This is a genomic window from Nostoc sp. (genome assembly GCF_036917095.1).
Lineage (GTDB): Bacteria > Cyanobacteriota > Cyanobacteriia > Cyanobacteriales > Nostocaceae > Nostoc.
The window spans coordinates 133,496-160,299 of record NZ_JBALFH010000022.1; the positions used below are offsets into that span (position 1 = coordinate 133,496).

The window sequence follows — 26,804 nt, forward strand, 5'->3', positions numbered from 1 at the left end:
TTTATATAGCATTCCTTAACCAGGGGAAATCATTTACCGCTTAAACTACTGGAGTCCAAAATAATGGCAAAAGAACGCCCGCCACTAGAGGAGATGACCTTACGCCAACTACGCAAAGTTGCTAGCGAATACAGCATCTCTCGTTATAGCCGAATGCGTAAATCACAATTGCTGGCATCAATTCAAGAAGTACAGCGCAGTCGAATTTCGCTCAGTCCATCTCGTTCATTGGAGGCACAGGAAACCGTGGAAGCTGCAAAGTTTGAATTAGGTCAGGAAGATCGCACTGGCGGATCTTTGGCTGATGTTGATGAAGGACTCGCAGATTTGCCCTCTGGCTATGGTGACAGCCGGATTGTCCTCTTACCACGCGATCCTCAGTGGGCTTACACTTACTGGGATATTCCCAATGAGCACAAAGAGGAACTGCGCCGACAAGGGGGACAACAACTGGCACTACGGATTTATGATGTCACCGACATCGATATTGAATACCAAAGCCCCCACAGCATTCAAGAATATCCTGCTGATGAACTAGCTAGAGAATGGTATATACCAGTTCCAGTTAGCGATCGCGATTATACGATAGATATCGGTTATCGTGCTGCTGATGGACGCTGGTTGGTACTCGCTCGTTCTGCTAGAGTACACATTCCTCCCGTTTATCCTTCTGACTGGATAGAAGATGTCTTCATCACTGTTAACTTTGAAGAAGATTTGCGTGGTAAGACTCAATACGAACTAGTTCCCCCAGCCAAGAAGGTTGCAGCTGCCGCCAATGGTAATGCTGCTGTTGTCAATGGTAACGGCAACCCCATCTACGACGAAATCTTTGGTTTAGCCGAATCTGCCGAATCACTACGGGTTGCTGGTTCTATCTTTGGCTCCCAGCACCAAGCAGCAGGTGCAGTGCAACCCATTAGCTCCTACATTTTCCCATCTGGTGTGGGTCTGTGGGCACTTCCCACCGTGTCTGGCTTAACTGCTTCCGGTGCAGGAATGTCAGGTGTTGGCTTCTCGGCTTCCGCCGTACCAGTGCGTCCGCGCCAGTTCTGGTTAATTGCCGATGCTGAGTTGATAGTCTACGGTGCAACCGAACCCGATGCTACGGTAACCATTGGCGGCCGTCCAATTCAGCTAAATCCAGATGGAACATTCCGCTTCCAGATGTCCTTCCAAGATGGTTTAATTGACTATCCGATTTTGGCTGTAGCTGCTGACGGCGAGCAAACCCGGTCAATTCAGATGAAATTTAATCGTGAGACACCATCCCGAAATACCAACACCAAAGAAGAAGCTGTTTTAGAATGGTTCTCTTAAGTTTTGGTTCTTAGATAAACTCCAGACTGAAATTTTAAATTATTCCCCGCTATAGTAATTCTGTAGCGGTTTTTTTTGCATTATTATGTACACAAAAAAATTATTTTTGTTATTTAGCTTGATAATTGGTGCAAGCTTATTATCAGGTTGTAAAGAGATTGAAGCAAACTCAGTGCCAAAAGCATCTAAAACTTGCCCTGGTAAAGATGCCAAGTTCAGTATTGATTTTTTTAAAACCAATAATCAAGGTAAAAAAAATCAAAAAGGTATTAACAATGTAGTTATTTTTAATCCCAAATCAGCAGAATTAGATTTCAAAGTTAATGTTGGTCTATCTCATAAACTCTACGCCAAAGATGCTAGAGGGAAACTGCGTAAAGAATATGTAGCAAAACAGTTTCGCGAACTCATCAGCGACGAGAATGCCAAATTAAACGGACAGCTACCGATTGCCGCAATTAATGCCGACTATATAGGTACTGATGATAAACCACAAGGTTTAAATATTTCTCGTGGCGTTGAGTATTCCGGAGCATTTAAAAATAAACGTTCTTCCTTTGGTATTTCAGGAGGTACACCCAACCAGCGACAGGCTACTATCCAAGCTGGTAGAAGAAAAAGCGATATTCTCAATTACAATTTAGTAGGCGGTAATGGCAGATTTTATCGTCAGGGTAAGTTTAAAGATATTTGTCAAGACTTAGGTGAATTTGCCTGTAAAAATGCTAAGAACCGCTCCTTGGCAGCTATCACTAATCAAGGCTATGTAATCTTATTAGTTAATGACTTGAAAGCTAATTCAGATATTGAATTATCTCAAGTTAATCAAGAGTTACTGCCAGATATGTTTGATAAGGTTTTAGAAGGTATTGCTAGCAATAACTGTTTAGGTAAGATTCAAGAAGGGATATTATTTGATGGAGGCATGTCTCCAGGATTGTATTATAACCAGAAAATTTATGTAGAAAACTTTGGGCCGATTGGTTCAGTTTTTTTGATTTACAAAAAATAAAATTGCCAACCATCCGTTTACAGTACGAGAAATGGCAAAACAAAGCGAAGATTTGCAGCGCTTGCGAGAAACTCCCACTTTAACTCCTGAGTTTTTACAATGGCTGCGTACTTCTTCTGAAAATGGTGGTAAAAGTCTGCTAGATTTAAGTTGAGAAAACAATCGTGAAGGGTGCGACTAAAGAACCTCAAGAAAACACAGCGTCAAATTTGGATGCTGTAAAAATTAAATGGTTTCGCCACCATCTCTCTATATGGGGAACGCAAAACTTACGCGATTTTCCTTGGCGGCAGACTTGCGATTCTTACGCAATTCTCGTTGCAGAAAATCTGCTGCAAAAAACAGACGCAGCTACGGTTGTTCCTATCTACAAAGCATTTCTCTTTAAATATCCTACGCTCGAAAACTTAGCCAAGGCAAGCATTGATGAATTGAGCGAATTGCTGGTACCTTTAGGTCTTTACTTCAGGGCAGAAAGACTGTACCAATGCGCTTGTATCATCTTAGAGCAGTTTGGAGGAAAAATCCCCGATTCAGAAAAGCAGTTGCTTGAATTACCTGGAATTGGTAAATATACAGCTCGCGCTATTTGTTCTCAAGCCTTCAGTCAACCGCTAGCTGTACTCGATACTAATGTAGCTCGCATCCTCGAACGCTTCTTTGGCTTGCAAGGAGAAAGAGTGAAATCGCGCTGTAAAATTCTTTGGGGTGCAGCAGAAATAATTGCTCCTAATAAGAAAGTTGGCAAATGGAATTTAACCTTGCTAGACTTTGGAGCGATGGTTTGCAGGGCAAAAAATCCTCTTTGTAATGATTGCCCTCTCTCAGCAAAGTGCAATTATGTCCAAACGCAACGTAACTCAGATAAAAAAATATTTTTATGAAACCGATTCCAGAATTTCAAGAATTAGCAATTACTTTATTTGCTAAATAAATTGTACCTTTTTCGCAATATTTATCGGTTAATAATTATATCATGTCCGGATAAATAGTTATGATTCCCATAGTCATTGCACCCCACCCCCAACCCCTCCCCGCTTGCGGGGAGGGGGGACAAAGCGTAGCTTTGGCGGGGTGGGGTTCTTCGGGTTTAATAAGTAATCAAGCGGATATGATATTAAGCGTTACTAACAATAGAAAAGATAATCAAAACAATAATTTTAACTTCACACAAATTTTGACCTTAACCGATAATGATTGGAAGTGTACCTACTTTTAACAAGAGGATTCTGCCGCAAATCTGGTTAATTGATATGGTAGCTGGATTGACGCCGTGCTGTATTAGATTTACTTTTATATAACTCAATTTTAGAGTACTGATTCTTTAAGTTTTTGCGAATTCTCAAGCTTGTTTGGATTCACCCAACGATTGACAAATTCGTGATTATTTTTGTATACCTTGATTTGCACTTGCTTGGAACTTAACTTGACTACTTCAGCGGGAATTCTTTGAACATCGCTAGAATCCGCGCGAGGTCTGTAAAGCCAAATGACTTTTTGCCCTACTTGAAAGTAGTCAGGATTGCTAGTTAAAGAAGGCGCTTTTTCTGCCCAAGAAGGGAAAGCAATTGCTAAGTTTATCAAAAGTACTAAGACCACTAGAGTGATTTGGAAAAGTTTCACGATCGTTGCACTTGTCTTGGGCATGGTGGGACAATCAATCTGCTGTTCTAACATTTAGATATTGTCCTCTTTTGATTTCTCAAAGTTGAAAGGTAGATATACTAAAACTTCTTTGGGCATTTTAGAATTACTTTGCCCAATTAAGAATGACCAAGACCCCACTTTTGCTGCCGTCGCATCAGCTACTCGCTGACCAAGTGTTGATTTGTCGGCTTCAGCTTTTTCTAACAGTTGCTTTTGGGTGTTGACATTGCTGATTGATGATTTTGCCGGATTCATGTTGCACCTCTTTTTCACCTAACTTTGATAGCACTAGAGATTTGGAAAGTAAATTACTCAGCCAAAAACTTGTATTTGTTCAAAGTTCAAATCTCTACTGATTTAAGAATAAAGCGACTTATAGAATAAAATCAAATAGTCTTTTTTCTTAGAATGATAAATTAAATTTATGGTAAAATTTGTGTACCTGTGATTTGCGATCGCAATCTCTATCTCAGGAGTAATAGACACAAAAGAATACTCTGCCGTAAAAATTGGTAATATATATTTCTTTATAAACTTCGATCTACTATGCTTTCCAGTAGAAGCCTACTTGTGGCAAAGCAACCTAATATTGGCAAAGTAGTTCGTGCCCTGCGACAAGAGTTAAATCTGTCTCAAGAAAAAATTGCTGCCAAGTTTGGTGTCACTTTTGCAACAATTAATCGTTGGGGAAAATGGAAATGTAACACCTTCTCCTTTAGCAATACAGCGAATTAGTAGCCTGCTCAATGAGTTAAGCGAACGCGATCGAGTTCTTAAAGCAACATATTTCCGATAAGAGGAGTAGGCTTTGTGAGTTCTAAATGAGAATCGGCCTTGGTAGCTTGGAATATCGATGATATAAAGGTGACAATAAAAAATAGCCAAAACAGCAACTTGCCCCAAAAAAACGATTTCAATGTTTTGAAAAGTCACGGCAAAGTTGGTATTTTAGGCTATATATGCCAATGAATATCCTCAAAAATGACTGTTTAAGAGTGTAAACGTCTGATTTAGAGAGGATATTGACCAAAAGACAACCACAGATGTAGCTCTGTAATCTACGCATGACCAATCGAGAGGAATCAATGAAGAACGAGTCAACGTCAGCAAGCAACGCCGACGTAAATTTCCTTCTCGGCGGGGGTGAAATGGGTGCGCGGATGCGAGAACGGGATTGGTCAAAAACTTCCCTTGGCCCAGCACAGCAGTGGCCGCAGAGTTTGAAGACTGCCGTGCGAATTATGCTGACTAGCCGTCAAGCCATGTTTGTTTGGTGGGGCGATGAACTGATTAACCTTTACAACGACCCTTACAAGGCTATTATTGGCGGCAAACATCCAGAAGCGCTTGGGCAGCCAGCTTCCTACGTGTGGCGGGAAATATGGGATCAGGTTGGGCCGAGAGCAGAATCAGCGATGCTGAAGAACGAGGGCACTTACGACGAAGCGCTGCTGCTAATTATGGAGCGCAACGGCTACCCAGAGGAAACCTATTATACTTTTTCATATAGCCCGGTTCCTAATGACCAAGGCGACACAGGTGGGATCATCTGTGCCAACACAGAGGACACGCAGCGGATCATTGGCGAACGTCAGTTGGCACTGTTGCGCGAATTAGCGGCTAGGACGGCAGACGCACGGACATTTGATGAAGCCTGTACTCTGAGTGCGAATTGTCTGGAAAGCAACCCTTACGACCTCCCTTTCGCAATGATTTATCTAGTCGATCCAGATCGGCAGGAAGTTTTTCTGGCTGGAACGTGTCGCATTGGGCAAAACGACGTAGCAGTTCCAGAAACAGTGGCTCTCGATTCTGATTGGGTTTGGCCCTTTGCGGAAGTGATCGCAACCCATCAGGCAAAACTGATTTCTGATTTGGAAGTGTCTTTTAGTAGCTTACCTTGTGGTGCCTGGCAGCGATCGCCCCACCAAGCGATCGCTGTGCCAATTGCAGCATCCGGTCAAACGGGAAAAGCTGGTATATTAATTGCTGGTTTGAATCCATTCAGGCTATTCGACGATAATTATAGAGGATTCATCGATTTAGTTGCGGCTCAAATTGCAGCCAGCATCGCCAACGCCCAAGCTTACGAAGAAGAACGCAAACGCGCTGAAGCCTTGGCAGAAATCGATCGCGCTAAAACCGTCTTCTTCAGCAACGTCAGCCACGAGTTCCGTACCCCACTTACCCTGATGTTGGGGCCACTAGAGGAAACCTTAATTAATTGTGCCACCCTGCTTCCAGCCAAAGAACGAGAGCAGTTAGAAATGGTGCAACGCAACGGACTCCGCCTGTTGAAACTGGTCAACAGCCTGCTAGACTTCTCGCGCATTGAAGCCGGACGGGTTCAAGCCTCATACGAACCCACCAACCTTGCCACCTTCACCGCAGAACTAGCTAGTGTATTTCGTTCAGCGGTAGAACGGGCAGGGATGCAGTTATCAGTCAATTGTCCTTCTCTTCCAGCACCAGTGTATGTAGATCGAGAGATGTGGGAAAAGATTGTTCTTAACTTACTCTCGAATGCATTCAAGTTCACAATGGCTGGAGAAATTACAGTCAGCTTACAGCGGTCAAATGACCATATTGAGTTCGCAGTCAAAGACACAGGAATCGGTATCCCAGCAGCAGAAATCCCCCACCTTTTTGAACGATTCCACCGCGTCAAAGGGGCGCAAGGACGAACTTTTGAAGGATCGGGAATTGGATTATCACTGGTGCAAGAATTGGTGCAAATGCACGGTGGAACAGTCCATGTCACCAGTGTTTTAGGAGCAGGCAGTTGCTTTACTGTATCAATTCCAACAGGATTTGCTCATTTGCCTCCAGAGCGGATTAGTGCCCCTCGAACCTTAGCATCAACCGCATTAGGTGCAACGCCCTATCTAGAAGAAGCCTTGCGTTGGCTACCGCAAGAAGCAGGGGAGCAAGGGGGCAGGGGAGCAGGGGAGCAAGGGGGCAGGGGAGCAGGGGAGCAGGGGAGCAGGGGAGCAGGGGAGCAGGAAGTATTTTCCCTTCTGCCTTTTTGTCCCTCTGCTCCCTCTGCTCGGATTCTCTTGGCCGATGATAATGCAGACATGCGCGATTATGTTAAGCGGCTATTAAGTCAGCACTATGAGGTGGAATCAGTGCCGGACGGTTTAGCTGCTTTGGATTCTGCTCGTGGGCGTGTCCCAGACTTGGTACTGACGGACGTAATGATGCCTGGATTAGATGGCTTTGGATTGCTGCAAGAATTACGAGCCGATCCGCAGACTAACAAAGTTCCCATCATTTTGTTGTCGGCACGGGCAGGGGAAGAGGCACGGGTAGAAGGGTTACAAGCGGGAGCCGATGATTATCTGATTAAACCGTTCTCTGCCCGTGAATTGTTGGCGCGGGTAGAGGCAGCCCTAAAAATGGCTCGTCTCCGCCAGGAGGCAATGCAACGCGAGCAAGAGCTGCGGATTGAAGCTGAGACCGCAAAAGTACACTTAGAGACAGTTCTAGCTGGCATTCAAGACCAGTTCTTTGTGTTGGATCGAGAGTGGCGTTATAGCTTTGTCAACGACCGGGTAGCAGAAGTTGTTGGGATACCAAAGGAAGAGTTGCTAGGTAGGATCGTTTGGGAAGTGTTTCCAGATGTGGTCAAAAGCGAGTTTTTTACTCAGGTTCATCGGGCGTTCGCACAACAAACCGTTGTTCAGTTTGAATACTTTTATCCCGCTTGGCAGCGCTGGTTTGAGAATCGCGTCTACCCCAATGCTTTTGGAGTAAGCATTTTTGTTACAGAGATCAGCGATCGCAAACAGGCAGAGAAAGCACTTCGTGCGAGCGAAGAACGGTTCCGTAGCATGGCTAACAATGCCCCCTTCATGGTCTGGGTCACCGATACCGATAACTACTGCACCTATCTCAGTAACAGTTGGTACGACTTTACTGGTCAGAGCGAGAAAACGGGTCTGGGATTTGAATGGTTGAAAGCCTTGCATCCAGAGGACTGCAATTACGTCAAGAATATTTTCCTGACAGCAAGCGGGCGCTGCGAGGCGTTTTGTATGGAGTACCGCTTGCGGCGCAAAGATGGCGAGTATCGCTGGGTGCTCGACGCCGGTAATCCCTGGTTTGGGGCGGATGGTGAGTTCAAAGGTTACATTGGCTCAACGATCGACATTACCGAACGCAAAGCAGCAGAAGCCGAACGCGATCGCCTCCTAAAACTCGAGCAAGCAGCTAGAGCTGAAGCCGAAAGAGCTAACCGCATTAAAGATGAGTTTCTGGCGGTGCTTTCCCATGAATTGCGATCGCCTCTCAATCCCATTCTTGGTTGGGCGAGACTCTTACAGACTCGTGAGTTTGACGCAGTAGCAATGAAGAAAGCTATTGCAACCATCGAGCGGAATGCTAAATTACAAGCTCAATTAATTGAAGATTTGCTAGATGTCTCTCGGATCTTACAAGGCAAGCTCAACCTCAACATGTTTCCCGTCAACTTAGTGCTTGCGATCGAGGGGGCATTAGAGACAGTGCGTTTGGCAGCAGAAGCTAAAAATATTCAAATTCAGACGATACTAAATGCTTCTTTAGGGCAAGTTTTGGGTGATTCCGGTCGTTTACAACAAGTGTTCTGGAATCTCTTATCGAATGCCGTTAAATTCACTCCTGAAGGAGGAAAAATTGATATTAAACTAGAGTGCATTGACACTCAAGCTCAGATTATCGTCAGCGACACAGGCAAAGGGATCAGTCCTGACTTTCTCCCTTATGTGTTTGAATATTTTCGTCAGGCTGATAGCACAATAACCCGCAAATTTGGTGGCTTGGGGTTAGGGTTAGCAATTGTCCGTCATTTGATAGAATTACATGGCGGCACGATTTGGGCAGAAAGTTTAGGTGAAGGGCAAGGAGCTATTTTCACAGTCAGGCTACCGCTAATTAAAAAAGATTTAACTCCAAAACAAGACCTAATTGCTGCATTAAATCCTTCTTTGGAGACTAAAATCCTTACAGGCATTCAAATCTTAGTTGTCGATGATGACGATGATACCCGTGACTTCCACACATTTCTGCTAGAGGAGGCTGGAGCAAGGGTGATTGCTGTGGCATCAGCAAAAGAAGCACTGCAAGTATTGGCAGAGTCAGAACCAGATTTTCTGCTCAGTGATATTGGGATGCCAGAGACAGATGGCTATATGCTGATGCGCCAAGTTAAAGTATTGCAGGCAAAGCAAGCCAAACAGATTCCGGCGATCGCTTTAACTGCTTATGCAGGAGAAATCAACCAGCAACAAGCACTCAAATCAGGGTTTCAAAAGCATATGTCCAAACCCGTCGAACCAGAGGAGTTAGTCAAGGCAATTGCAACCCTAATTGGCAGGAGTGGGAATGGTTGAGTGTTCGGCTGCTGTGCATAAACTTACAAATTGGCATTAGGAGTTGTCTAGGTAAACAAAAGATCCTTAACTGCTTGGATAATCTGTCCACCATTGGCGATATCAGTTGCAATTTTGGCAATGTGTTCGTCTAAAGCTTGCTCGTGGTTGTTCCAGATATAAGGTCTGTCAGGAGAAGGCGCTTGTCCAACTACATCGCGGATGAGGATATATAAATTTCTGGTTGCAGGCGAGAGTTTGGCGCGGGCATCATAATGTCCAACAGTTGTGTATGTGCGTAAATCAACTGCTTGCACGCCAAACATTAAGGCGATCGCTATATATTGTTGAAAGATTTCTACTGATTGACGCGCTAAATTTGCGGAAGCAAAACTTTGATTATTTATATTTTGGTTATACTGTTCCACATGGGTAGGAAATCTGTCAGCTATGGAATTTGCATAGAAGGTTAACAGAGGCATAATCGAATTGCCAGTAATTTGCAGCCCCTTCAACCCCATGTTTACACCCTGTTCTCTGTTACCAATTAAAGATGGAGGAAGTGCATTATTAAATTGTGGTGCTACCAAGTAGTTCATTTGGACATCCAAATGTTTCGCTAACAACGCAATATAGTAACGCAATTTATCCATGCCTATGCCAATGTACTGCCCTAAGAAATTACCGCCATGATAACTTGCTTGGTTTTCCACATCGATGAGCGGGTTGTCAGTTATAGAGTTAATTTCTACCTCAATTTGTTTTTGAATTTGCTCAATTCCATCGACAATTGGCCCCATATATTGAGGTAAACAACGCAGTGAATAACCATCTTGAATTGGATCTTCACCGCGATAGTTATGAGAACCATTTAACTCTTCTCGAACTAACCGTGAGCCTGCCAACAGCTTGAGCATTTGGTTCGCAGCCCATTTTTGTCCTGAATGTGGTTTGAGCTTATGGATAAATGGGTCAAATGATTGATTAGTCCCATTTAAACCTTGAATAATTAAGGACTGAGCGCCCATTGCTAATGCTAATAGATTTTTGGTGTCATAGACGCAATTAGCCGCGATACCTGCCATGACTGATGTGCCATTCATCATCGCCAACCCTTCTTTAGGATGTAGTTGTAATGGCTCTAAACCCAGCTTTTTTAATGCTGTTAGTGCATTCATTTCTTCACCATTAAAGTCAACGGTGTAGCTGGAATTTAAGCCAATTAATGCCCCAGTGATATATGATGCTAAAGATGTTAAATCACCACTGGCACCAATTGAACCAAATTCGCAGACATGAGGTGTAACACCAGCATTGAGGAATATCAGTATCCGTTTGATGAGTTCCAAACGAATCCCCGATGCACCACTAATGTAAGAGTTCGCACGTATAAGCATTGCAGCCCGAACATCACCCAGAGGTAATTTTTTTCCTGCACCTATTTTGTAATAGCACATCAAATTATTTTGTAGTAAAGCCGCAGATTCAGGAGAAATCACCCCATTTGCCATACCACCAAAACTAGTTGTCACCCCATAAATAGGTTCGCCATATTCAACTGTATGGTGAATAAAATCGCAGGATGCTTGGATATTAGCCAGTTTTTCTAGATCGTCAGTTAAACGTACCTGTGTTCCATAACGCGCTACACTAGTTACTTCTTCAACAGTGAGATTGCGATCGCCTACAATTACAGGGTTATTAAAACTATACACAAAAGGAAACGCAGTTTTGCTGGTAGTGTTTTTGCTTAAGCGAACTGTATCCATGTTTTTAAGAGCTTGTGACTAAAGTTTTTAACTTTAACCGACGAGTTGACAATTATCAAAGAACCCCAATCTTTCAATTTGATAAGCAGAGTAAAGGCTGAGTTTTGCTGCTTTTGGTGGATTTCTGTTCTTGGCAGCGACCAAAGAACTTGCCCAAGGGAGCCATTTTTCTCATAAATTCTTTAAAACTAGCAAAATTGAGCGACTGAGACCCGTCTAAAAGGGCTTTTTGAGGATTAAGGTGAACCTCAACCATTGTCGATATCCGTTGTATCGCCAAGCAAGGAAAGAATTAGCACTCAATATTTTTACTGTTGTCGATGAGTTCACAATATCCTACATATTCATGCAACACATCCACCTTTTCTGCTTGTTTGCGTGCAGTATTCATACCTGGAGAATGCATAAATGCGATCGCACCATTGCAGAAAAGTGCATAATTAACGAATATTCGCTTGTCATATCTTCATTCTCTGCGCCAAACTACATGAACTTATAACCAGAACTGTCGATAGTCTTCGACATACTGCTGTATGGTCAGAGGTGAACGATTGAGCAATTGCTCTGTATCAGATGTGATTTTGCCTGCTAATCCTAAACGAGCGGTTGTGTAGATTGCTACCATTACCAAAACAAAGTCTATTGGCAACCTTTTGGAGAGCATTTGTCGAACAAACTTTAGCAAAGAAGGATTATAGCGTACCCGTTTACCTAAAACTGATGTGAATATGTCTGCGACTTCATAATAGGTTAAGGCTTCTGCACCTGTAAGCGCATAGGCTCTTTCCTGATGCCCATCTTCCATCAAAGTACGAAACTCCGAGTACAAACAATAAGCGTTTATTGCTTAAATAGCCCTACTTTTACAAGTGAAAGTTATCTATAGGACTACTATTTGATTTTTTGATTTTTTAATTTTTGAACAACGCTCAGTACGTATGTATCCCTTTTGTCCTGTTCCCTGCCCACGCAAGTAAATTCAGGAATCAAACCGGATTTTTTTATGTCTATTTTACCACTATCGGCAATTGCATTACCAACTGGCTTCCTTTACCAGGAGTAGAAAAACATTCCAATTTGCCACCATGTTTTTCAGTGATAATTTGATAGCTGATTGCCATGCCCATGCCTGTTCCTTTGCCCACAGGTTTGGTTGTAAAGAAAGGGTTAAAGATGCAGTGTTTAACCTCTTCGGGCATTCCTAATGCGTTATCAGCGATCGCAATTTCCAGCATATGCGAATCCATCATCGAGGTGCGGATGTTAATTTGACTGGGATTCGCCTTTATTTCTTCATAGGTGCGCTTGGTGTTGGCCTCATCTAGGGCATCGATCGCATTTACCAAAATATTCATCAAAACTTGATTGATTTGTCCGGCATAACATTCTATTTGAGGCAAATTGCCATAGTCTCGAATAACTGCAATTGCTGGACGTTGTGGTTGGCTTTTCAAACGGTGCTCCAAAATTAACAGCGTGCTTTCAATTCCTTCATGAATGTCAACCTTTTTAAATTCCGCTTCATCCATACGGGAAAAGTTTCGCAGTGATAGCACAATACTACGAATCCGCTCAGTCCCCATTTTCATAGAAGACAACATTTTCTGTAAATCATTCATCAAAAACTCTAGATCGATTTCGTCGGCTAGCGCTTTTACTGCTGGGTCATTGCTAGAATGACCTTGTTGGTAAAGCTGGATCATCCGCAGCAAATCTTGAGTGTAATCTTTCAGGATGCTAATGTTGCCGTGGATAAAGTTTACAGGGTTGTTGATTTCATGTGCCACACCTGCGACCAGTTGACCCAAGCTAGACATTTTTTCACTTTGAACCACTTGTGCTTGGGTACGTTGCAATTCACTCAAGGCTGTTTTGAGTTCGATAGTCCGTTTTTCCACTCGCTCTTCCAATTCTGCATTGTTGTTTTCTAAAGCGATGAAGGATTCGCGCAATTGCCCTGCCATGTGGTTAAAAGAGTCGGCTAGGGTATTGAGTTCCTGGATATTGCCCTCTTTGACTGTCTGTTGTAAGTCACCAAATGCGATCGCCTGGGTTGCCTGATTCAAGCGCAGGATGGGACGCACAACCCTGCCGGAGGTAAATATGCCGATCGCCGTTGTGAAAATCAGCGCGACAAAACAAAGCAGGGCGCTAATTTGGGTGTTGGCACTGATTTGCGCCATGAAAGTTCTGTCCGGGATACTAGTAACAACCAACCAGTCCAAACCATATCGATCGCGCCAAGGCACAATATGCACATTGTAATTTTCTCCTTGCAAATTAAGGTTCACTTTTTGCGTATTGGTGATGGAGTGGAAGTCTGGAATGTCCTGCTGAAGATGCTTGGCAATACCTTGCACAACCGGATTGGGGCTGTCGATTGCTTTGAGGCGCTTAATTTCGTTATTTACTAAGGTAAAAGGCTTCTCCTGACCAGAATTGGCAACCAACATCCCATTGCGCTCTATGATGAACACTTGTCCAAAATGGCTCACGTCTAATTTTTGCAAAAATTCGCTTAGTTTCAACAGATGAATTTCAGCCCCGACAACACCAATAAGCTTTTTGCTGGCATCATAAATCGGACGGCCTGCCGATGCCACAATATAGGGGGGATAAGCGGGATCGTAGTAAGTGTAAATCCGAACCCAGATAGGTTTCCCTGCTTTGACGGGTTCAGTGTACGCACTTTCATTGACAGTATCCCACGTACTAGTTGTCATAATTTTGGTCGGGTTGCCATCGTTATCCGTCAAGTAAGTTTTCGTATTTTTCGGCTGGCTTGGCGTTATGATGGCATTATCATCGATTGTGACTGTCTTGCCATCATAACGGCCAGCTCCCGCCCCTTCTCCAGTTGCAAGGTTCAAGCTGATAAAGCTCAGGTCATAGACTTGCATTTCGTGCCAGAAGTATTTGCCAACAGATTGGCGATCGCGTACATTCAGCAAGCCCATACGAATTGCATCCGCATTTAGCTGGATGACTTTATGTGGAATCGACAGGTAGGCATCCAAATGTTGATTTACCTCACTGCTGGTTCGCTCCATCAAACGATCTGCTAGATTGTGAACCGCTTTCTCACCATTTTTAAACGACACATATCCAACCAGTCCCACGATACCAAAGACTTGCAACAGGAAAGGAACGATTAGAACAAGTTGCAATGGAAATGCGGGGATTTTGCTAGCTAGATGTGTCTTCATGAGTTGTAAATCTTGGTTCGAGCAGGTCTTTGCTTACCTAGATTACCCATTAGAAACTTCCTGCTACCAAATAAGCTTATGTTTTAAAAACAAGCATAAGGGACTTCCAGAGAATAAATTACCCAATTCTATTTAGATGATATTTTTCTTTTCCCCTTGCCCCCTGCCCCCTGCTCCCCTGCCTACACAGCGATTGATTATTTTTTAATTGGAAGTCCCTAATTATTGAGTGGTTAAATATCAGCTTTTTGTCACTCCTCAATAATAGCGATTGTGCCGTCTGGGCACTGCCCCTTGGGAATCGTTCATAAACCAAGTTTTTAGCTACTGAATAAGACTATTTAGTTAATAACCTTCCTAAAGGCTGACTGTCCTTTATTTTTGCTTTGTCCGTAGGCAGACGAAATCGATACATAAAATGAGTAATATTTATTTGCATAGATAAAAAGCTTGTGTAGATTTCATCCTACCTGGTTCAATCCGTATTTTTTTATGAGTTTGGTAAGCAGTAATTATGCGTTGGCAAATAGGTCGTCGGAGTACAAATGTTGAAGATCGGCGTGGGATGAACATTTCCGCTCCTGTCGTGGGTGGAGGTGTTGGAGCAGCACTCATATCGCTACTGGTTTTCCTATTGGGTGGCGATCCCAGTGCCCTTTGGCAACAAGATTCTCCACCAAGTGATAGCCCGATAGCTGAGTCACCTCAAACAACAGGATCTCAAGCTCAAGATCGAATGGCGGATTTTGTATCTGTTGTACTGGCTGATACAGAAGATACATGGAGCGACTTGTTTCGGCAAGACGGAAAAACTTATGTAGAACCAAAGTTAGTTCTTTACTCAGGAGCGGTGGAGTCTGCTTGTGGATTTGCACGTTCAGCAGTTGGGCCGTTTTATTGTCCGCGCGATCGAAAGGTGTATATTGACTTGAGTTTTTACCGCGATTTGAAGACTCGATATCAGGCACCTGGAGATTTTGCTCAAGCATATGTGATTGCTCATGAAATTGGGCATCATGTCCAAAATTTACTTGGCATTTCGCAGCAAGTTCAAGCCTTGCAGAACCGAGTGAATCAGACGCAAGCAAATCAGCTTTCTGTGCGATTAGAATTACAAGCAGACTGTTTTGCAGGTGTTTGGGCAAATCATGCTCAACGCTCACGGCAAATTTTGGAGACAGGCGATATTGAAGAAGCATTGAACGCTGCTAGCAGTATTGGAGATGACCGCTTGCAAAAACAAGCTAGAGGCTATGCTGTGCCAGAATCTTTTACACATGGTAGTTCAGCCCAAAGGGTGCGTTGGTTTAAACAAGGTATCCAAACGGGCGAGCCTGAGCAATGTAATACTTTTGCGAGTACAAAGTCGTAACAGATTTATTGAACTCGCCTACTCGACGATATCAAACGGGTTGCGATCGCTCAAAGATTAGCAGACCTGAAAGCATTTCAAAAGTGCGATTCGTTCTAGCGATCAAAAACTTCAAGTTAAATCTAGTGTCTTTATTTTAGTAGTCGGCATCCCATTTTTAATTAGGTGTCCTAGTAGTAAAACGTTGAAAATATTTGATTTTTGTGTTTCATATCCAAATTCAGTAAGAGGATATTTGAAAAGTATTTTTATTATCTCTCTGTTTCGGGGAGAGGAATTAAATCGGGGTTATTAGTATACTTTAGGACTTTTCAAACATCCTCTAACACCGTTTTTTTTAAACATTTTCTACAGTTTCAAAGGAAGCACTTACCGGAGAAAGGCAGAAGGCAGGAGACAGGAGGTTTTAAAAAAGAATTCTTCTCTCTACCAAAAGCGTCTAATACCAATTCTTTCTGAAGCTGCATAGAATTCGATCCCCCCTAGCCCACGCCAGTCGCTCCACTTGGGGAGACCCCAAGACCGCGCTGGCTCCCCTTAAAAAGGGGGGAATTCAAAGTCCCCCAATTTATCGGGGGATTTAGGGGGATCAAGATATGTGCAACTTCACATTAAATTGGTATAAGAGCAACTAAATTTATTTATGAAAAACCAAAAAATATGTATTTCGAGACGCATAGCGCATATTTACGGTGTCCCTGCTAAATCCCCTGAATTTATTTATGGGGATTCCTCCTGCCTTCTTAATAAAATCTAAAACTTAAAACCAAAAATAGTATAGGTTGATAAAAGTTTTAACCAGATTGGAGAAAGCGAATACTAGCCTTTACATTTGCCGAAGCAATCCATAAAAGGAACTGATATATGAGAGCGAAGAATACGGCATTGGTACTGGGTGGACAAGGCTTTTTTGGTCACTCAGGCAGTTTTACCATCAATGCGAGAGCAGCAATGGGGACGGATTATAAATTTGTCTTCGGTTGCGGCTCAAGTAGGTGGGGTAATTGACCCACATATGCTGCTTCCAAAGCGGGTCTGTTGGGACTAACGCACGCTTATGCTTCTATCTTGGCCAAGGAAGGAATCACAGTCAACGCGATCGCTCCTGCACTGATTGCTACGGATACGATCTCTGATAATCCTCGCATCCATCCCGAACCGATTCCGGTTGGTCGGTTCGGGGAGGTCGAAGAAGTGGCAGATGTGGCAGTGATGCTTGCCCGAAATGCTTACATCACCGGGCAAACGATTAATGTCAATGGTGGTTGGTACATGAGTTGATGCATCATTGAATTTCAAATCATGTTATTTCAATATTTTTTCTATCCAGTACCTGCTTAATGCCTTCAAGAATCCATAACCGATGTAATGCGTTTGTAGCGTTTACGCTCTGTTGACCACTTGTTACATGCTTGTGTAACTGTTTGTCTGTCTTGTTGTGATAAAAGCTCGTCTGGTTGACTGTAAGCTAAAATTTGTGCTGCTTTTCGAGCTTGTTCGTATTCCACACCGTATTTGACTAGTTCTGTATGAAATATTTTTTCTTTTTCCTCGACTGATATCAAAAAATTCTGCTGCATAAACTTAGGTTTAAAAGGTTGTCGTCAAACTATATCTAACCTCTTTTACAATCTCTGTTGTTCTTTCGCCGGAGTGATTCAACAACCAGAGCAAAATAACTTTTGATTTTAAATATTACAAGTATTAAAGTTTTTTAACTCTAGCTTAAAAATATCTTAAGAAGTTGGTAAAGATGAGCCATGCTTGTGTGTTGTGGGAGGTCAGACCCATCTTTCCCCAGGGGATGGCTGGTGGTTGGCCAAGGCGATTTTAGTGTAGATCCTGCCAGATACCCCTGATTTTCATTTAGCGTTGAACTGAAGCTGGTTTTTGCGGGATTCCGTTCCAAGAATAAGTAGGTTCGTTTTCGCAATAGCTCCATCTTGCTTCCCAGGGCATGGGAAAATTAGGAACCGTAAAGCGGATCGAAAATCGCCCCCAGGTATTGCTCAACTTGCCTTCCCCGTCTTCTCGTGACGTGTCACACAAGACATTGGATTTACCAACCCAATAGCCCTGATAAATTCCCCGATTGCTCGTGATTCCAGCTAGCCCTTCAACGAAGATAGTTCCTCCTGGGTAAGTCCAAACGGCAGTTTTGCCGCGATCGCTTTGATAAACCACTTTGCCGTAGTTGCTATTCCACACTTCATCTGAGAGGGCAATACTCGGCGTAGCTGCCAAAACAAATACTGCACTAATTACTAACTGCTGAAGTTTCATTGCACTCCTAGTTTCTAGTGAGATGATGCTGATAACATTGAACTCAGGACACTGAGATTAGGTCTAATAGATAATTCCAGAGATTTCAGCGATTCTTATTAAATAACTCGTCATTGTTGATAATTAATCAATAACTGAAAGGATATATGCTGCCATTTTTTTAGTTAGCGGTAAGCGTTCGCAAAGCGTTTCGTAGAGAAGCGCGGCAATCCCAAAGCGCAAGTGAATTGCTACCCTACGGGAACGCCGAAGGAGTACATTCCACTTCGTTACTTTCGCAATGACATATCGTAAGTAATTTGCCGAACTTGATATAACAGATAGAAATCAGTTATTGAGATAAAATCAATGCACTGTAAGGAGCAATCCCAACATTGCCTCGAGAAGGCATTGAGTCAGGATTGTTGGGATCGGTCTGACCCGCTGTTGTAGTGTAACCGCCAAAATTGCCAAAGGACGAATCATATCCGTTCCAATCGCTGTTGAACCGCACCCACCAAATTCCTTCATGTGGAAATCCAATGTTGTAGCTGTCATAAGCACGATCGCCAAAGTTGACTACCACAACTACATCATCTCCAGTACCACCGTTTTCCCAGCGATGAAAGGCAATCACTTTATCTTTATTATTTACGTGGAACACATTAACGTGCTGACCTCGAAGACCGCGGGTGTTGTTATCCCAGTTACGCCGCAAGCGAATCAGTCTTTGATAGAGATCGTGGATACCGCCAAATTTACTCAAGTTGCTCCAATCCATTGGGATGCTATCATGCCAAGACCCCCAGGAAAGGAATTCCTGCCCCATGAAAATCATCGGAATTCCGGGAGATGTCAGGGTGAGAACTGCGCCCAGAGTCGATCGCTTCTTAGCAAACCAGCTATCCGCATGACCGGGGTCGATAGCTTCGGGAAAACGCACCTTGTGGTTAATTTCGGCAACTTCATCATGGTTTTCCGAGAAGATGATTCGCGTCAGTGCATTGGTTCCAAACCGTTGCAGGATTGCATCCTTGACGCTGTACATATCGCGCCCTTCGTCGCTGAGATTGACCAAAGCGTTACGAATTGCCCAGTAGAAAGAGCTACCCCACTGAGAATCGAAACCTGCACCGCCCGATCCGGTATCTTTGTTTATCCATTCATTGCCCTGGAGGTCTTCTGCGATCGTAATCTTCCAGGGTTGACGGCTATCAATTTCATTATTGAGCCACTGCATGAGGCTCCAACCTTCGGGTAAGTCATGGGCCGGATCGTTGTTATTGCCGTAAACATTACGAATATTAACGGTTGAATCAAATCGCAAGCCATCGACTTGATATTCGTTTAGCCACATCTGGACATTATCTCGGATGTATTGGCGTACTTCAGGTCGTCCGAAATCAGGGCGATCGCCAAAAGCAGTGTGCCGCCGCCAGTCGTTGTAGAAGTAGATACCACCGCCGCCATCTTGCGACCATCCATCGATTTGCCATAATGCTGTGTCTAAGTCGTCAGGCCCCCAATGGTTGTAGACTACATCCAGCAGTAGAGCAATTCCTTTAGCATGAACGGCTTTAACAAAATTCTTAAAGTCGCTGTTTGTACCGTAGCTACTTTCAATATCGAAGGGGAGTGCTGGATTATATCCTAATGATGTTTTACCTGGAAAACCATAAATAGGTAGCAACTCGATCGCGTTAATTCCCAATTTTTGCAGATAGTCTAATTTCTTGATGATGTCGTTAAAATTTCCAGGTGCGTCATTATTACTGAGATCGTAGAAGGAGCCAACGTGTAACTCATAAATCACCAGTTCGTTCCACGATGGCATATTGAATTGGTTCGTGCCCCAATCAAACTCAGAAGAAGTAATGTAGCCATTACCGCGATCGCTCTCCACTCGCTTGGCATAGGGATCGGTTCGCCAGTTAGGCTTGGTTAAAAAGGGGCTGTGGATCAAATAGCGATACCGATCGCCTTCCTTGGCTCCTGAAATATCCGCAGACCAATATCCATTTCCTTCAGAAGCCAGGGGATTAGCGGTTTCAGACCAATGGTTAAAGTTTCCGACAACATAAACCTGAGTGGCAAATTTTGCCCAAACTCGAAATGCTGTGCCACCAGAGTAAAGAATTGCTCCCATACCAGGATGACTAGAAATAACAGGGGTTGAAGTTATTGGAGTAGTAAGAGCCATGAATATAAATTTCCTTAACAAGGAATTGTTTGGGTTCTAGAAAATAATATGCGGTTTGGACTGATATGCACCGCCTTCTGAAATTGCGATCGCATTTGGATTTTGCGCCGTAAAACACCATTATCTGTTGCATTAGTACAAGCCCAATCGCCCTAAACATTATCCTACTATCAAGCCAATATCAAGTGCTCGCATTAGGATTTTGCGCTGATTGCACCATTATCAGTTGAATTGGTGCGATCGCTCTGCCAGAGATATCTGCAAACATTTCGCCTGAGATTCAAAAGGCTTACAAATCACTATCTGCGTTGTACAGGGGTGTGCCATGATAAATATAGTAGCAATTGTGGCTAGAATGCTCTAAGTTAAATGGTTCGCCACCGAGAGCTTGGCGAAAGTTAGGTTCATATTGGGTTGCCAAGGCTGGGTTGAGAGCTTCCCAGAGGGTTTTGCCCACCAAGTCCCCAGAAGTCATTCCTGCACCTTCAAGGGCTTTGCCCTCTGCTAGTAGATAGCGCAAATTGCGATCCACAATAAAGACAGCCGCATTCGGCAAGTTGGCAGCAACCGATCGCAGACGAGCTTCACTCTGGCGCAAGGCGAGACTCTTGCGATCGCGCTCAAACACGATGCTAGCAATTTGAGTGCCAAAATCAGCCAGTTGGTATTCCCAATCTGTCGGGGCAATGCTCCCGTTTACCATCAAACTAATTCAGTGAAATGGGGATTTAACAAACCTCACTTTAAGCCTTGGAAACTAAACCAAACGAGAAATGCTGATTTTTTCGTTGGTTCTTAACCTTGGTTGCGATCGAGAATAATTTAGATGCGTTTGCTCTGCCCATGTATATTTTTAGTGGTTAATTGTCCCATCAGGCATGACCGCACCACGCAAATTTACACCCGTCAGATTTGTACTACTCATTTCTGCTCTGATCAGATTTGCCTTACTTAAATTGGCACCAGTCAAGTCTGTCCTAGCAAGATAGGCATCAACCAAGTCTGTTTCAGTGAGGTTAGCCTGACGCAGGTTAGCCCGACTTAAATCAGCTCTATTTAGCCTTGCAAAACTCAGGTTTACTCCACTCATTTGGCATCTAGTCAGTTTAGCATCTGGCATAATTGCACCATACAAGTTAACACCTGTAAGTACGGCATCAATGAGATTTGACCTTTCTAGTCTAGCGTTCATCAGGTTAGCACCTTTCAAATTAGCACCCCTAATGTTAGTATCTGACAGAGATGCATTATGCAAAATAGCTTCACTCAAATTGGCATCACTCAAATCGGCATAACGTAGTGTTGCCTCACTTAAGTTAGCACCACTCAAATCAACTTTAGATAAGTCTACACCAGTTAAATCAGCGCCCCGGAGGTCAGCCTTATGGAGGTTAGCACCCCGTAGACTAGCAGAGTACATTCTCTTTTCTTCTCGCAGGTTCGCACCACGTAAGCACGCACCAGTTAAATTTGCACCACTTAAATCTGCGCCACGCAAATCGGCATCCATCAAGTTAGTATCTAACATATACGCCAAAGTTAAATTTGCATTACGCAAATCAGCACCCTGTAAAGTTGCACCATGTAAATTAGCATCATGCAAATTGGCACTGATTAAACTTGCCTGATTGAGGTTAGCGCCACTTAGCTTTGTACAGACTAGATTTGCTTTATTCAGGATTCCCCGATTTAGATAGCTAAAAATTAGGATAGCATTACGTAAATCTGCTTTATTCAAAGCTATACCGATTAAGTCTGCACCAAACAAATTTACCCCATTTAAGTTGGCTTCAATAAATTTTGTTTCTCCATTTTCATATCGTTTAATAAGTTCATTTGCTTCCATATTTTTCCCTTATCAACTACCACAAATTTTCTAAATTTTCCAGGCTCAAGAATAGTAATAAATTGCCATCATTCTTTGGCAGGAGATACTATAAATTGACAGGTATTACCGTCATCATTGAGTCCAATCTTTTGATAAGGATTAACTAGTGTTTTATTTTCTGGAAATGGCTCGCTGTTAAATGGTTGATATCCGTTGGCGCTGGATGATATATTGCCATATAAACCTCGCATAGATTGTATAATTGCACTAGCTGCTTGAATATTTTCATCCGGCTTCCCTAGAGATATAACAGCATTATTTAGTTTAGATTCAACCTCTCTGATAGTTGGACAAGTATTAAATAATCTCAGCAATAAATCATCAAGTTTTTGAGCCTTCAGTTTTAACCAGTCTTCTTCATTGAAAGTAAATTTTTTGTCAAGTGCAGAAAATAGAACTATTTTAGCCCTAAGTGGATTAGTATACTTCATAATATTTTGGCGTAAATCAAACTGATTATATTGGTATTTGATTTGACTGTTTGGTTTCTCTATAGAATTTAATGATATTTGTTCCTCTTTCCAAGGTTGATTTAATAATATTCCTGTTGATTCATTAGGCGTTGTATATAGCTTCTGCATTTCATGAGAAATAACATTGGCGATTAGGGCGTATTCGGCTTGTTTATTAAGAGTTTTCACAACTTCAGATAAACTATGATTTAAGTTGTCTATAGTTGGATTTAATCTAGATAATTCTTGAACTAATTCTTGTAATTTAAATCTATCTAGGGTTTCTTCATCATTCTCCCAAATATTTTTACAAGCCGAGTATATTAATTTTTTAATCCGTTTTGAGTTTTCATGCTGTTCTAAATGTTTAGTTACTGCATCAAGGGTAGATATAGTTTTCATCGGCAAATCTCCGGCACAGGTATCAAATAATAAGAAATGATAAAACTAGTCCTTTCAACGTGACTCGTAAAATCTCTTTTTCTTGGATTCTTCTCTGTCTACAAGGTAGTCAGTTGGTTATTCATTTACTTGCCTTTTTGGTATAAATACTGAGATAATACACCAGGTTTTCTAAGATAGAGAAGATATAGAAAAGGGGCTTAGAGAGTAATTGACTTTCAATAAATTCTACTCACTTTAAAAGGGCTGGTCTTATGTTATACCCTTTTTATCTAGCTTGTGTAGTCCCAAGCACTTTGCCTATGGTTGGCACAAGGTAGGGATGCCTACAGTTTCAAGACAATCCCAAATACTACCGCATCATATGATGGCATCCGCGACTTTGAACAGATGCCCTGGCTACCACAGAATATGGCTGATGGTGATGGAGTGCTGAGTAAGGAAATCTGGCGATATAAGGACGCATAGGCGCAGTCCGTCGTAGACATTGCTCTAAAAGTGGGGCGTAGTCCAGATAACAATCGATTTTCCAAAAAATACCGAAAGCTCAACTGATGTAGGCTATTGGAGTGATGAGTGGTGTATTGGTGGAAAATCTTGGGTCAAGATTCGGTTTAGTACCTTTTGTGTTAAAAAAGCCACTGCGGAGGAAAAACTTAAAGCAAGACCAGATGTTGAAGTTATTGCCTGTAATTCGTCAGCCGATGCAACTGGATCTAAAAATAGTTCATTCAATATCAATAAAAAAATCATTGAAATCGTAAATAAACAGGGTTACAATATTTTCTGATACATTTTAAAAAGTTGTATTAACTAATATCGGAATAAATTTGCTTAATCAATATTAGAGGCTATATTTTTAATTAAATATATTTTTTTAACTTGATAGCAAGGTAGGCAATAGCCACCATACAAATATTTATATTCTTTTAAAAGAATACACCAAATTTATACATTAGGTAACTTCGTTATTTTAATCTAAAAAGGGTAACTATGTTTGGTTCACATATAGGCTGGCTGATTCCTGCAACCTTAACTATAGTTAGTTTAGGCTCAAATATGCAAAGTGCAAAAGCACAAAGTACTTATACATTTAATGCTGACTACAATACATTTGTCACTATTGACCCAACCTTCAGACCAGACTTAGGAATTGTTAGAGCAACTATCAAAGGTGAAAGTACTAAAGCGGTTCCTTATGGGTTGAATTCCTTTGTCAGCAATACCTATGGCAAACTTGAGCCTATTGAAAATCCATCGATTAATAAATATACCTTTAACTCAAATCCAAACGTGTTTGGTTTAGACGGGGAACTCGCATTTTCTGACAGGTATTTTGGTGGTGATAATGAATTATTTGGCAAAGCAAGTGACACTGCTGAAATTAATTTTGCAGAAGGTATTATCAAAGGTGGTGGTACTATTACCATCTTTGGAGGAACAGGTTTATTCCAAAATGCTACAGGCACAATCACTTTTACTGAACAAGATCGACTTAATCCTCCTGGAACCCCTTCTCAAGGTTTAGCTAAACTGAATTTCACCTTGCAAACTCCTCAACAGGTTCCAGAACCAACGGCAACTACAAGTTTAATTGGTATGGGTTTAATTGGAGCAAGTTTACTAATTAGCCGCCGCTATAAAAAAATCCTTGATCCAGTTAAATTATTTAATGGACTTCATAACTAAAAATTTGTGAACAAAGGACGCCTGATTGGGGCAAATAAGCCAGCCATTCATTTAGCTATTTCTGTTAACTGACGATTTTCCGGCTAATGGCCTCTGCAATCTCCATAAGTGTCTCCTCTTCTTTGGGAGTAAATTCGTAACGAACCGATTTGGCAATGCCCAAAGTCCCATGCAATCGACCATTCAGCATAAGCGGCACTGTGATAGAGCCTTCTACCTTGGTTTCTTTTGCCGAGGGGCTGGCCACCCCCGATTCGTCGGTTTGCAGGTTGCAAATCTGTACGGGTCGCTTGCGTTCGGCGGCAACACCGGCCATTCCTTTGCCGATGGGAATTATGGTCATTTTAGGCAACAGGAATTTTGGAATGCCCTGATAAGCTTTTAAGTGCAATAACTGGCTGTCCTGATTCAGGGTATGGATGGTACCTGTAGAGCAGTCGAAAGCGGATAGAATTTCTGTCAGCAGTCGCTTCCAGTCGATGGCAGATTCCTCGTCAGCCAGGGTATCAAAAATGGGTTTGGTATCTGAAGTCATAGTAGTAGGTAATGGGGTTAAATGAGCAATCGATGCTGTTGGCGAAGTCAAACCTATCCGCTAGCGATTCTTCTTGAAAGTTACAGCGATAAAATCTCTTGTAGAATAGGAGTCTTGTCTGTCCAGTGCAGGGCAAGATCCTACCCTACAATGAGAGTGCTGTCGCCAGTCAGGTGAAGATAAAGGGATGTGGAAGTTGCGCTCCAGGTATAATTCATTGTTCATTTTGATTATCTAAGGTTTCCTGATGTCAAAACCTTCCTCCATTATCGATGCTGATATGAATCGAACACTTACTCCAGAACTTCTCTATTAGCCTTTCTCAGCGAAAAATTAACAGGCATATTGTCGATCGAGATGATACAAACCTTGCTACTAACTTCTTTATTATTTATTTCACAAGTGTCTACTCGTGAAGAAAAATTTATCAATTTAAAAAAACAATTAGAAAATCAAGGGTTTCAGGTAATAATTGAGCTACCACCAAAGCGAGGAGCTTACGGTTTACTAAGAGAGGCTGACAAAAAAATTTGGATTAATCCAGTGGTTTTTGAGCTACATATTGCTACTCAAACTCTAATTCATGAAGCGATTCATGCTGCACAACTCTGTGCAGGAAAAGGAAAGATAAAAACTTTAGGTCTAAATATTCAGCCTAGCAATTATGCTCGACCTTTTTTTATGCGTTACGCTGATGTTCATAGGCAAGATTTAGAAAGAGAAGCCTATGCAGTACAAACTCAACTTAATAGTTATGAATTAGCTGTATCTCTTCTCAAAAAATACTGTAAGTAATCTACGAGTTTCGATACGCTAGAAAAATAAGCGCTCTATGTAGTAAGCTGTTCCACATTTAAATTGCATAACTAGGGCGGGCAAGATGCCCACCCCACAATAGTTTGATTTAATCTGATTATGCAATTTAGATGTTTTTTAGCTTAATTAAAAAAATTAATAAAGCATCGCCCCAAGGATACCGAAAGCCCTGCTGATTTTGGGTACTAAGGCTACAATCGCTTACTGAACTTGACACAAGTAGATAATCACCTTTGTAGTCTGCTGTCTTGTAAAAAACTACCTATTGAGGGATGTTTCAGTTTATAGTGCCTAACAGAATACAAATAGAATCTAGTACTGATTGATTCAAGAAAGGCTTAAGCCTCCGAATTAAAGATTGAGAAATAACCTTTTTATAAGTAGGAGTATTGATGAGTTTACCAGTTAAAGAAATTGTCTTAGCGCCAGGAGAAGGGAATCATCTAACTACAGGTAATAGCGAAATAACATTTAAAGTAGTTGGTGCTGATACTCATGGTCACTTGGGATTGTTTGAAAACTTAATACAACCAGGTGGAACTGCTCCAGTACTGCATATTCATCGACAAATGGAAGAAATGTTTTATGTTTTAGAAGGAGAAGTAGAAATTCAAGTTGGCGATCGGATAGTACAGGGGCAACCAGGGGCGTTTGTGTTAGTTCCACGTAACACACCTCATACATTCGCTAACCGAGGAACTCAGCCTGCGAAATTATTAATCATGTTTTGTCCAGCAGGAGAACGCGAAAAGTATTTTGAAGGGTTGGCCGAACTGCTTAAGGATGGGCAGAAACCAGATAAGAAAGCTCTTGTGGAATTGATGCGTAACTTCGATCAGGAGCCGGTAGAAATTTAACGATTAGTAGTGTTTTGTTGTGGTGC

25 protein-coding genes and 1 pseudogene are annotated in these 26,804 nt (G+C 42.2%); 13 read left to right on the forward strand and 13 right to left on the reverse strand.

Annotated features, from left to right (window positions below; genetic code table 11):
* Positions 1-63: 63 nt before the first annotated feature.
* The 4 genes from V7L01_RS11635 (at position 64) to V7L01_RS11650 (ending at position 3,216) form a co-directional block, all read left to right on the forward strand.
* On the forward strand, positions 64-1,320 hold the full coding sequence (locus V7L01_RS11635) for a DUF4912 domain-containing protein (protein WP_335034830.1): 1,257 nt from the start codon (positions 64-66) through the stop codon (positions 1,318-1,320).
* A gap of 85 nt (positions 1,321-1,405) precedes the next feature.
* Positions 1,406-2,332: a phosphodiester glycosidase family protein gene (locus tag V7L01_RS11640; protein WP_335034832.1), complete on the forward strand. Its 927-nt coding sequence runs from the start codon at positions 1,406-1,408 to the stop codon at positions 2,330-2,332.
* Between the two features lie 31 nt (positions 2,333-2,363).
* Positions 2,364-2,486: a hypothetical protein gene (locus V7L01_RS11645; RefSeq protein WP_335034834.1), complete on the forward strand. Its 123-nt coding sequence runs from the start codon at positions 2,364-2,366 to the stop codon at positions 2,484-2,486.
* 10 nt (positions 2,487-2,496) lie between these two features.
* On the forward strand, positions 2,497-3,216 hold the full coding sequence (locus V7L01_RS11650) for a helix-hairpin-helix domain-containing protein (protein ID WP_335034836.1): 720 nt from the start codon (positions 2,497-2,499) through the stop codon (positions 3,214-3,216).
* Between the two features lie 424 nt (positions 3,217-3,640).
* On the opposite strand, the gene V7L01_RS11655 is transcribed toward V7L01_RS11650, so the two are convergent.
* Positions 3,641-4,009, reverse strand: coding sequence for a hypothetical protein (locus tag V7L01_RS11655; RefSeq protein ID WP_335034838.1), 369 nt, complete (start codon positions 4,007-4,009; stop codon positions 3,641-3,643).
* Entirely contained in the window at positions 4,010-4,234 is a 225-nt protein-coding gene (locus tag V7L01_RS11660; protein WP_335034839.1) for a hypothetical protein, read from the reverse strand.
* Between the two features lie 315 nt (positions 4,235-4,549).
* On the opposite strand from V7L01_RS11660, the gene V7L01_RS11665 reads away from it, so the two are divergent.
* Together V7L01_RS11665 and V7L01_RS11670 are read left to right on the forward strand one after the other, a co-directional pair.
* Positions 4,550-4,714 carry a helix-turn-helix domain-containing protein gene (locus V7L01_RS11665; protein ID WP_335034841.1) on the forward strand — a complete coding sequence of 55 codons (165 nt, stop codon included), beginning with the start codon at positions 4,550-4,552 and terminating at the stop codon, positions 4,712-4,714.
* A 350-nt stretch (positions 4,715-5,064) separates the two neighbouring features.
* The gene (locus tag V7L01_RS11670) at positions 5,065-9,351 is read left to right on the forward strand and encodes an ATP-binding protein (RefSeq protein WP_335034843.1); all 4,287 of its coding nucleotides are present in this window, start codon (positions 5,065-5,067) and stop codon (positions 9,349-9,351) included.
* A 47-nt stretch (positions 9,352-9,398) separates the two neighbouring features.
* Here the strand turns inward: V7L01_RS11670 and V7L01_RS11675 are convergent, their stop codons facing one another.
* The 3 genes from V7L01_RS11675 to V7L01_RS11685 all read right to left on the reverse strand — a co-directional run bounded on the left by V7L01_RS11675 (position 9,399) and on the right by V7L01_RS11685 (position 14,305).
* A complete protein-coding gene (locus V7L01_RS11675) occupies positions 9,399-11,099 on the reverse strand; it encodes an HAL/PAL/TAL family ammonia-lyase (RefSeq protein WP_335034845.1) in 1,701 nt (566 codons plus the stop codon).
* Between the two features lie 493 nt (positions 11,100-11,592).
* Positions 11,593-11,904, reverse strand: a complete 312-nt coding sequence (locus V7L01_RS11680; RefSeq protein WP_335034847.1) for a hypothetical protein — start codon at positions 11,902-11,904, stop codon at positions 11,593-11,595.
* A 202-nt stretch (positions 11,905-12,106) separates the two neighbouring features.
* Positions 12,107-14,305, reverse strand: a complete 2,199-nt coding sequence (locus V7L01_RS11685; protein WP_335034849.1) for a sensor histidine kinase — start codon at positions 14,303-14,305, stop codon at positions 12,107-12,109.
* 514 nt (positions 14,306-14,819) lie between these two features.
* Between V7L01_RS11685 and ypfJ the strand changes: the two genes are divergently transcribed.
* The 3 genes and pseudogenes from ypfJ to V7L01_RS11700 form a co-directional block, all read left to right on the forward strand.
* Positions 14,820-15,677, forward strand: coding sequence for a KPN_02809 family neutral zinc metallopeptidase (ypfJ, locus tag V7L01_RS11690; RefSeq protein ID WP_335034851.1), 858 nt, complete (start codon positions 14,820-14,822; stop codon positions 15,675-15,677).
* A gap of 937 nt (positions 15,678-16,614) precedes the next feature.
* A complete protein-coding gene (locus V7L01_RS35440; RefSeq protein ID WP_442936963.1) occupies positions 16,615-16,725 on the forward strand; it encodes a hypothetical protein in 111 nt (36 codons plus the stop codon).
* Positions 16,701-16,958 (forward strand): annotated as a pseudogene (locus tag V7L01_RS11700) (SDR family oxidoreductase); the annotation flags it as partial. The gene V7L01_RS35440 and the pseudogene V7L01_RS11700, both read left to right, overlap by 25 nt.
* Positions 16,959-17,023: 65 nt before the next feature.
* Here the strand turns inward: V7L01_RS11700 and V7L01_RS11705 are convergent.
* The 6 genes from V7L01_RS11705 to V7L01_RS11730 form a co-directional block, all read right to left on the reverse strand.
* Positions 17,024-17,257 (reverse strand): hypothetical protein, encoded by a 234-nt coding sequence (locus V7L01_RS11705; protein WP_335034855.1) that lies wholly within the window; start codon positions 17,255-17,257, stop codon positions 17,024-17,026.
* Positions 17,258-17,543: 286 nt separating this feature from the next.
* On the reverse strand, positions 17,544-17,960 hold the full coding sequence (locus V7L01_RS11710; RefSeq protein WP_335034857.1) for a hypothetical protein: 417 nt from the start codon (positions 17,958-17,960) through the stop codon (positions 17,544-17,546).
* Between the two features lie 331 nt (positions 17,961-18,291).
* A complete protein-coding gene (locus V7L01_RS11715; RefSeq protein ID WP_335034859.1) occupies positions 18,292-20,139 on the reverse strand; it encodes an alpha-amylase family glycosyl hydrolase in 1,848 nt (615 codons plus the stop codon).
* A 289-nt stretch (positions 20,140-20,428) separates the two neighbouring features.
* Positions 20,429-20,842, reverse strand: a complete 414-nt coding sequence (locus V7L01_RS11720) for a PAS domain-containing protein (RefSeq protein WP_335034861.1) — start codon at positions 20,840-20,842, stop codon at positions 20,429-20,431.
* Positions 20,843-20,992: 150 nt separating this feature from the next.
* On the reverse strand, positions 20,993-21,985 hold the full coding sequence (locus tag V7L01_RS11725; protein WP_335034862.1) for a pentapeptide repeat-containing protein: 993 nt from the start codon (positions 21,983-21,985) through the stop codon (positions 20,993-20,995).
* 68 nt (positions 21,986-22,053) lie between these two features.
* The gene (locus tag V7L01_RS11730) at positions 22,054-22,881 is read right to left on the reverse strand and encodes a hypothetical protein (protein ID WP_335034864.1); all 828 of its coding nucleotides are present in this window, start codon (positions 22,879-22,881) and stop codon (positions 22,054-22,056) included.
* 306 nt (positions 22,882-23,187) lie between these two features.
* On the opposite strand from V7L01_RS11730, the gene V7L01_RS11735 reads away from it, so the two are divergent.
* On the forward strand, positions 23,188-23,349 hold the full coding sequence (locus V7L01_RS11735) for a hypothetical protein (RefSeq protein WP_335034866.1): 162 nt from the start codon (positions 23,188-23,190) through the stop codon (positions 23,347-23,349).
* A gap of 93 nt (positions 23,350-23,442) precedes the next feature.
* Here the strand turns inward: V7L01_RS11735 and V7L01_RS11740 are convergent, their stop codons facing one another.
* Entirely contained in the window at positions 23,443-23,634 is a 192-nt protein-coding gene (locus V7L01_RS11740) for a hypothetical protein (RefSeq protein WP_335034868.1), read from the reverse strand.
* 240 nt (positions 23,635-23,874) lie between these two features.
* Here V7L01_RS11740 and V7L01_RS11745 point away from each other — a divergent pair, with 240 nt between their 5' ends.
* Positions 23,875-24,570, forward strand: coding sequence for a hypothetical protein (locus tag V7L01_RS11745; RefSeq protein WP_335034869.1), 696 nt, complete (start codon positions 23,875-23,877; stop codon positions 24,568-24,570).
* 64 nt (positions 24,571-24,634) lie between these two features.
* Here V7L01_RS11745 and V7L01_RS11750 read toward each other — a convergent pair whose 3' ends face one another.
* Positions 24,635-25,105: a GAF domain-containing protein gene (locus V7L01_RS11750; RefSeq protein WP_335034871.1), complete on the reverse strand. Its 471-nt coding sequence runs from the start codon at positions 25,103-25,105 to the stop codon at positions 24,635-24,637.
* 357 nt (positions 25,106-25,462) lie between these two features.
* Here V7L01_RS11750 and V7L01_RS11755 point away from each other — a divergent pair, with 357 nt between their 5' ends.
* Both V7L01_RS11755 and V7L01_RS11760 read left to right on the forward strand, forming a co-directional pair.
* The gene (locus tag V7L01_RS11755) at positions 25,463-25,900 is read left to right on the forward strand and encodes a hypothetical protein (RefSeq protein ID WP_335034873.1); all 438 of its coding nucleotides are present in this window, start codon (positions 25,463-25,465) and stop codon (positions 25,898-25,900) included.
* A 413-nt stretch (positions 25,901-26,313) separates the two neighbouring features.
* Positions 26,314-26,778: a cupin domain-containing protein gene (locus V7L01_RS11760; protein ID WP_335034875.1), complete on the forward strand. Its 465-nt coding sequence runs from the start codon at positions 26,314-26,316 to the stop codon at positions 26,776-26,778.
* Positions 26,779-26,804: the final 26 nt, after the last annotated feature.

Bases quoted from the DNA above. Each gene is read 5' to 3' on its own strand.
- V7L01_RS11640 (WP_335034832.1), top strand. From the start codon at position 1,406: ATGTACACAAAAAAATTATTTTTGTTATTTAGCTTGATAATTGGTGCA.
- V7L01_RS11740 (WP_335034868.1), bottom strand. From the start codon at position 23,634: ATGATTTTTTTATTGATATTGAATGAACTATTTTTAGATCCAGTTGCA.
- V7L01_RS11725 (WP_335034862.1), bottom strand. From the start codon at position 21,985: ATGGAAGCAAATGAACTTATTAAACGATATGAAAATGGAGAAACAAAA.
- V7L01_RS11645 (WP_335034834.1), top strand. From the start codon at position 2,364: ATGGCAAAACAAAGCGAAGATTTGCAGCGCTTGCGAGAAACTCCCACT.
- V7L01_RS11720 (WP_335034861.1), bottom strand. From the start codon at position 20,842: ATGGTAAACGGGAGCATTGCCCCGACAGATTGGGAATACCAACTGGCT.
- V7L01_RS11655 (WP_335034838.1), bottom strand. From the start codon at position 4,009: ATGTTAGAACAGCAGATTGATTGTCCCACCATGCCCAAGACAAGTGCA.
- V7L01_RS11750 (WP_335034871.1), bottom strand. From the start codon at position 25,105: ATGACTTCAGATACCAAACCCATTTTTGATACCCTGGCTGACGAGGAA.
- V7L01_RS11760 (WP_335034875.1), top strand. From the start codon at position 26,314: ATGAGTTTACCAGTTAAAGAAATTGTCTTAGCGCCAGGAGAAGGGAAT.
- V7L01_RS11680 (WP_335034847.1), bottom strand. From the start codon at position 11,904: ATGGAAGATGGGCATCAGGAAAGAGCCTATGCGCTTACAGGTGCAGAA.
- ypfJ (WP_335034851.1), top strand. From the start codon at position 14,820: ATGCGTTGGCAAATAGGTCGTCGGAGTACAAATGTTGAAGATCGGCGT.
- V7L01_RS11755 (WP_335034873.1), top strand. From the start codon at position 25,463: ATGATACAAACCTTGCTACTAACTTCTTTATTATTTATTTCACAAGTG.
- V7L01_RS11675 (WP_335034845.1), bottom strand. From the start codon at position 11,099: ATGGATACAGTTCGCTTAAGCAAAAACACTACCAGCAAAACTGCGTTT.
- V7L01_RS11745 (WP_335034869.1), top strand. From the start codon at position 23,875: ATGTTTGGTTCACATATAGGCTGGCTGATTCCTGCAACCTTAACTATA.
- V7L01_RS11705 (WP_335034855.1), bottom strand. From the start codon at position 17,257: ATGCAGCAGAATTTTTTGATATCAGTCGAGGAAAAAGAAAAAATATTT.
- V7L01_RS35440 (WP_442936963.1), top strand. From the start codon at position 16,615: ATGCGAGAGCAGCAATGGGGACGGATTATAAATTTGTCTTCGGTTGCG.
- V7L01_RS11670 (WP_335034843.1), top strand. From the start codon at position 5,065: ATGAAGAACGAGTCAACGTCAGCAAGCAACGCCGACGTAAATTTCCTT.
- V7L01_RS11660 (WP_335034839.1), bottom strand. From the start codon at position 4,234: ATGAATCCGGCAAAATCATCAATCAGCAATGTCAACACCCAAAAGCAA.
- V7L01_RS11730 (WP_335034864.1), bottom strand. From the start codon at position 22,881: ATGAAAACTATATCTACCCTTGATGCAGTAACTAAACATTTAGAACAG.
- V7L01_RS11685 (WP_335034849.1), bottom strand. From the start codon at position 14,305: ATGAAGACACATCTAGCTAGCAAAATCCCCGCATTTCCATTGCAACTT.
- V7L01_RS11715 (WP_335034859.1), bottom strand. From the start codon at position 20,139: ATGGCTCTTACTACTCCAATAACTTCAACCCCTGTTATTTCTAGTCAT.
- V7L01_RS11710 (WP_335034857.1), bottom strand. From the start codon at position 17,960: ATGAAACTTCAGCAGTTAGTAATTAGTGCAGTATTTGTTTTGGCAGCT.
- V7L01_RS11635 (WP_335034830.1), top strand. From the start codon at position 64: ATGGCAAAAGAACGCCCGCCACTAGAGGAGATGACCTTACGCCAACTA.